The organism is Thalassolituus sp. UBA675 (assembly GCF_002297765.1).
Taxonomy (GTDB): domain Bacteria; phylum Pseudomonadota; class Gammaproteobacteria; order Pseudomonadales; family Oceanobacteraceae; genus Thalassolituus.
Genome location: NZ_DBNJ01000027.1, coordinates 1 through 6,317 on the forward strand (window position 1 = coordinate 1; position 6,317 = coordinate 6,317).

Genomic DNA, 6,317 nt, shown 5'->3' on the forward strand with positions numbered 1-6,317 from the left:
AACAGATTCACCGCCCCATACTTCTGCGCATACGCGCGTCAGTGCAGCAGTCAGTGTAGTTTTACCGTGGTCAACGTGACCGATAGTACCCACGTTTACGTGGGGTTTTGAGCGTTCAAACGTTTCCTTTGCCACCGTCTTGGCCCTCAGGTTGTAAGGTTTATGCTAAAGCTTCGCCGGCGTGCCGACTATATATGAGAGCCGACATCATACGCGCGCGCGGAATCCTGTCAACAAAGGCCGTCACCTCAAGACCGGCTGGGCGTCAGAATGGCGTCAGGCGAAGGTTTTTTCGCTTTAATTGGACTTACAGTCAAAAGTGTGAGGAAATCGCCGCCGAAAACGTGTACATTATCGCGCGAAATTTCACTCTGCTAACCGAGTAACGTTATGACAGACCTCTCTAAATACAGAAACATAGGTATCTTTGCCCACGTTGACGCGGGTAAAACTACCACCACGGAACGTATCCTGAAGCTGACCGGTAAAATTCACAAAACCGGTGAAGTACACGACGGCGAATCCACTACTGACTTCATGGAACAGGAAGCTGAGCGTGGTATTACCATTCAGTCTGCTGCTGTTACCTGTGAATGGGCAGGCCACCGCCTGAACGTTATTGACACCCCTGGACACGTTGACTTCACCGTTGAAGTTTATCGTTCCCTGAAAGTACTTGATGGCGGCATCGGCGTATTCTGTGGTTCAGGCGGCGTTGAGCCACAGTCTGAAACCAACTGGCGTTACGCGAACGACTCAGAAGTTTCGCGTATCATCTTCGTGAACAAGCTGGACCGTCTGGGTGCAGACTTCTACCGCGTTGTTGAGCAGGTGAAGAAAGTACTGGGCGCCAAGCCACTGGTTATGGTTCTGCCAATCGGTACCGAAGACGAGTTCGTTGGTGTTGTCGACCTGCTGAGCAAAAAAGCTTACGTATGGGATGACTCTGGCCTGCCAGAAAACTACGAAATTCAGGACGTTCCAGCTGACATGGCTGACGACGTTGAGATGTACCGTGAACAGCTGATCGAAACCGCCCTGGAAGCAGACGAAGACCTGCTGATGGAATACCTGGAAGAAGGTACAGAACCATCCATCGAAGATCTGAAGCGTTGCATCCGTGAAGGTACCCGTACTCTGCAGTTCTTCCCAACCTACTGTGGTTCTGCCTTTAAGAATAAAGGTGTACAGCTGGTTCTGGACGCGGTTGTTGATTACCTGCCAGACCCAACGGAAGTTGATCCGCAGGATCTGACCGACGAAGAAGGTAACCCAACTGGCGAAAAAGCCATTGTATCTGCTGACGAGCCATTCCGTGCTCTGGCGTTCAAGATCATGGACGACCGCTTTGGCGCTCTGACCTTTATCCGTATCTACTCGGGTAAGATCAATAAAGGTGACACCGTACTGAACTCTGCAACCGGCAAGACTGAGCGTATCGGTCGTATGGTTGAGATGCAGGCAGACGATAAGAGCGAGCTGACCTCTGCACAGGCCGGTGACATCATCGCTGTAGTAGGTATGAAGAACGTTCAGACTGGTCACACTCTGTGTGATCCTAAGCACGAATGTACTCTGGAAGCCATGGTGTTCCCGGATCCGGTTATCTCTATCGCGGTTAAGCCGAAAGACAAAGGCGCTGTTGATAAAATGGGTATCGCGATCGGTAAACTGGTTGCTGAAGATCCATCATTCCAGGTTGAAACTGACGAAGATTCTGGTGAGACCATCCTGAAAGGTATGGGCGAACTGCACCTGGACATTAAAGTCGACATTCTGAAGCGTACTTACGGCGTTGAGCTGGAAGTAGGTGCTCCACAGGTATCTTACCGTGAGACCATCACTTCTTCGATCGAAGACAGCTACACGCACAAGAAGCAGTCTGGTGGTTCTGGTCAGTACGGTAAGATCGATTACCGCATGAAGCCAGGTGAACCAGGTACTGGTTTCGTCTTCAAGACCTCTGTCGTGGGTGGTAACGTTCCTAAGGAATTCTTCCCAGCCATCGAGAAAGGCTTCAAGGCAATGATGGACGAAGGTCCTCTGGCTGGCTTCCCGGTACTGGACGTTGAAATTGACGTGTACGACGGTGGCTACCACGCGGTTGACTCCTCTGCAGTTGCGTTCGAAATCGCTGCAAAAGGTGCATTCCGCCAGTCTATGCCTAAAGCCGGCGCTCAGCTGCTCGAGCCAATCATGAAGGTTGACGTCTTCTCTCCAGAAGACAACGTTGGTGACGTAATTGGTGACCTTAACCGTCGTCGTGGCATGATCAAAGATCAGGAGCCAGGCTCAAGCGGCGTGCGCATCAAAGCAGACGTTCCACTGTCTGAAATGTTTGGCTACATCGGCCACCTGCGCACCATCACTTCTGGTCGTGGTCAGTTCTCTATGGAGTTCAGCCACTACATGCCTTGCCCACAGCAGATTGCTGACAAGGTAATGGAAGAAGCGAAAGAGCGTAAAGCTAACAAGTAAGTTGCCTTAACGCTGAAACCCCGTCCGGTTCGCCGCGCGGGGTTTTTTATTGGCTGACATTTCACCCTGATGGGGGAAGACAGATAGCGCCAGATTGATTATTATTTCGCCAAATCACAGAGGAAGTTAATAATGATATCAAGACGTCTCCATGCCGCTGTACTGGCACTTAGCCTTTATGGTCTGTCGGCCCACGCGAACAACTGTGACGACATCGATTGCCCGCAGGAACCCATAGCCGACGGATGTTTCGATCAGAGCTGTGAACTTCCACCCGAAAATGAAGCGCCCGCCTGCGATGGACCAGACTGCCCTCCTATCGACGAATGCCAGGACCCGCAAAGCTGTGAAGACCCTGGAGATGGGTCGGGAGAAACACCGAATTACGCGGTCAGTGTCGCGTCCGACAGTACAGTGACCATCCTCAGTACCGACATCACCGCCGACGGTCAGATCTACGTCGAAGGTAGCCCAGTCAAAGGGATCGCCACCGACAATCAAGGCGCATCGGTGACCTTTGATACCAACGGTGAATTCAGCACGCTTGAAGAAGGCGTCACTGAAGAGGTGACATTCGAGGTATACACAACCGGTACCGATACCGCTTATGCGATCATCACTGTCACGGTCACAGGCGTGACACAGGAAGAGACCGAAGTTAGCCTCAATGCTGGTGTGACTACCCACGACACGTTATCTCGCAACGGAGTATTCAACGAAGGAGAGTTTGTAACTGTCTGGATGGACACCCAGCAACTGGCCGAAGGTGAAGCCATTGTCATCCGTGATATTCCAGAGCATATGGAATACGTTGAGACGCTCTCTGCAGATCTACCGGCAGACGCCAGCAGCAATATGGCGTTCCGTACTGAGATACTGGGCAGCTTCTACCGGGCAGAGGATCGCATTCTTCGCATAAGCCCACGTAGCGGAGACGAAACTTCCACACCGGCTGCACATGTGGTCTTCAAAGTAATTGCTTCAGAGAGTGACGAGCCCACAGTACTACTTATCGAACGCCTGGACAGTGAGGGTCTTGAAGCGACTAATGCAACGGTCGAAATTCCACCTGCTCAATCTGCTAAGTATTACCTCGAAGTGGCGCGCAGCGACTCAGGTGCAACCCTTGCTGCCTGGCCCCCAGCAACACAAGAAGAAGACTTCGTTACACTTGAAACAAGTGTCTCCGCGGAAACAGGAAGCCTCACCTGCTCAGATTCGGAGACCCTATCTGATAATGGCCTACTCAATGGTAACGGAACGGCAACCGCTAGTTGCTCAGATGGCGTCGTGACAGCCAGCAACACCGATGCAAGTGTATCGGCAGAAGCACCGCTGACCCTCCCTTTGATGTTCACCAGCGAAGAGTCAACAAGCCTTGTTGCCGGCGGAAGCATATCCTTCAGTGACGCCAGCAGCATTAGCCTGGAAGCAGCAGCACAGGCCCCCGTAGGTGCAGGTGTAGAGCCCATTCTTATTCTGGAATATCCGTCCAACCCATATGCTGCACTCCGACTCAAGCTTCCAGACGGTGTTGAAAAAGCCACCAATCTGACCGTGGACTTATTACTGGACCCAGATTCATCAGAAATCTACCCTGCCGAATTTGACTGCATACAAATATCCACGTCGTCGACTCTGAACGAAGAAAGCCTTATCGTCACCTGTACACCAGACCATGTACATATAGCGTTCCCAGTAGATATGGCAGTAGAAAATCAGGCGGATTTTGAAGATGGCCTCGCTCGGATCGATGTTGATTTCACCACGACAGATAGCGAAGGGACAGCTACCGCGTCTGTACTGACAATAAGTAAGTATGATGAGATCGACAGTGCTGTCGCCTATTACGCTGACTACACCATCGACTTTGAAGAAGACAAAGACTCCCTGGGAATCTTCGCCGCACTGTTAGCTCTTATCAGCTTTGGCCTTTATCGCAGACGTAATCAGGTAAGCTAGGCCAACCACCAGGCCAGTGATCATTCCTAGGATGTGGGCTGGCTTGGTTTTCTTTCCTGGCATCGCGTCAATTGAGTGGCCAGTGAGCATTTCCCAGCCACTCTCGCTACCGAAAAACCCAAGCTCATGGGCAGAAAACAGAGCGAAAATAACAGCGGTAACCATCATCATCCAGAAGTCACGGGTTCGATACCCCTCCGCAATAATCAACACCAGCAAGAGCACAAACGTACCTGAGGCCACACCACTAAAGCCAAGGGATATGTGGCCGGGTGCAGTCAATATCAGCTTATAAGCGGCCGTTATCGTAATCACAGCGATAAGATAAATAACAAACGCCCGCCGGTTTATCTGCTCACACACAAGGCTACTGGCCAGAAGCACAATGATGTTCCAGAGGTAATGATCCCAGGAACTGTGGACAAACACAGCCGTAAAGGTACGCCACCACTCTCCCTCTTCAATAATGGCAGCGCGATCAAACCTCAGATAGTTATCCGCCTCAGGAACGAACATCAGTGCCGTTACCGTAATCCCGAGCGTAATTGTCACCCATGAGTGCGACAGAAAATCAGAACGCACCCGTGCCCAGGTTAGCCCCAGCACATTGGCCAGCGCTCTGAAAAAGTTAAGCTGCATCGGGATCAGGCTCTTCACCGACAAAAAGAAGTGCGAGTTTCCAGGTAATCACGCCCACTAAAAACCCTGCCAACAGATCGACCACGTAATGCTGCTTAGCTAACAGCGTAGAGGCAATAATTGGCAAATACAAAAACAGGCTCCACACCCACCAGAAAGTTCGCACACCATGCATATGACTGGCGACAACCATGACCGTCGCCGCCAATAAAGTCTGAGACGCATGCAAACTCGGCAAGAGATTGACCCCGGCATCAAGACTACGCAGCATCATCAGTCCGCTGCAAGTCCAGTCAGTACAGATAAACGCCTCATGGGTGATCTTCAATGGTACAAATGCGAAACAAAGGCAGGCAATCACTACGGACAGCACCAGCGACAGCGCATAACGAAGATACAGAGTAAAAGGCATATCGAGCAGGGCGGGAATGATCAGGCCCGGAATATAAAGAAAGTAGATAAACGCAAATTCTGGAATCAATGGAATCGCATCATCAAGAGGCAAACCCACCTCCCATGAATCTATAGAGTCCATTCTCGCAGCGTTGTACTGCTGTAAAACCTGGTAGGCAACCAACTGAATAATAGCAACGAGAACACCAATGATGATGCGGCCCACGCGTATATCTGCAATTCGATAATCGTACTTTGTTCTTAACGGCATGGTACTTCGATACTGATCAAAACAGCATTGTAGCCCAGGACTTCTGAAAAAACCGGCCTCTGGAAACCACAAAGACCTACCTGAAGAGTAATTAAGAAAGTCAAATAGCAGACACAAAAAAGCCCGCATGAAGCGGGCTTTTTCTGATTCTGCATCTTTCTTCACCGCACACTTCGAGGAAGTGTTACCGAAGAAGGCTCTGCCAGGCCGTGTTATCGATTTGATGAGGAGCTTACTTATGTAAGTGACAAATCAAATCGATGACACAACACCGCAGAGGCGATGCAGGTAGCTTCATCACTCGATGATTTTAGCTACAACACCAGCACCTACTGTACGACCACCTTCACGGATCGCAAAACGCAGGCCTTCGTCCATCGCGATTGGAGCGATCAGAGTCACTTCCAGTGTCACGTTGTCACCTGGCATGACCATTTCTACGCCTTCTGGCAGTTCTACAGCGCCAGTTACGTCAGTGGTACGGAAGTAGAACTGTGGACGGTAACCTTTGAAGAATGGCGTGTGACGGCCACCTTCATCTTTACCCAGTACGTATACTTCTGAAGAGAACTTG

Annotated in this window: 5 protein-coding genes and 1 pseudogene; 2 read left to right on the plus strand and 4 right to left on the minus strand. The window is 50.8% G+C overall.

Annotated elements, in window-relative coordinates:
* On the minus strand, window positions 1-135 hold a 135-nt coding region (locus B3007_RS12495; protein ID WP_301390889.1), incomplete at its 3' end, for a GTP-binding protein.
* A gap of 255 nt (window positions 136-390) precedes the next feature.
* On the opposite strand from B3007_RS12495, the gene fusA reads away from it, so the two are divergent.
* Together fusA and B3007_RS12505 are read left to right on the plus strand one after the other, a co-directional pair.
* Entirely contained in the window at window positions 391-2,478 is a 2,088-nt protein-coding gene (gene fusA / locus B3007_RS12500; protein WP_301376702.1) for an elongation factor G, read from the plus strand.
* Window positions 2,479-2,610: 132 nt separating this feature from the next.
* A complete protein-coding gene (locus tag B3007_RS12505) occupies window positions 2,611-4,440 on the plus strand; it encodes a hypothetical protein (RefSeq protein ID WP_301376701.1) in 1,830 nt (609 codons plus the stop codon).
* On the opposite strand, the gene B3007_RS12510 is transcribed toward B3007_RS12505, so the two are convergent.
* The 3 genes and pseudogenes from B3007_RS12510 to tuf all read right to left on the minus strand — a co-directional run.
* Window positions 4,390-5,079: a rhomboid family intramembrane serine protease gene (locus B3007_RS12510; RefSeq protein ID WP_301376700.1), complete on the minus strand. Its 690-nt coding sequence runs from the start codon at window positions 5,077-5,079 to the stop codon at window positions 4,390-4,392. The two genes, B3007_RS12505 and B3007_RS12510, sit on opposite strands and share 51 nt — an antisense overlap.
* Complete coding sequence (locus B3007_RS12515; protein WP_301376699.1) at window positions 5,069-5,908, minus strand: hypothetical protein; 840 nt, start codon at window positions 5,906-5,908, stop codon at window positions 5,069-5,071. Before B3007_RS12515 ends, B3007_RS12510 begins: the two co-directional genes overlap by 11 nt.
* Window positions 5,909-6,040: 132 nt before the next feature.
* Window positions 6,041-6,317, minus strand: a pseudogene (gene tuf, locus B3007_RS12520) (elongation factor Tu); the annotation flags it as partial.

Bases quoted from the DNA above. Each gene is read 5' to 3' on its own strand.
- fusA (WP_301376702.1), top strand. From the start codon at position 391: ATGACAGACCTCTCTAAATACAGAAACATAGGTATCTTTGCCCACGTT.
- B3007_RS12505 (WP_301376701.1), top strand. From the start codon at position 2,611: ATGATATCAAGACGTCTCCATGCCGCTGTACTGGCACTTAGCCTTTAT.
- B3007_RS12510 (WP_301376700.1), bottom strand. From the start codon at position 5,079: ATGCAGCTTAACTTTTTCAGAGCGCTGGCCAATGTGCTGGGGCTAACC.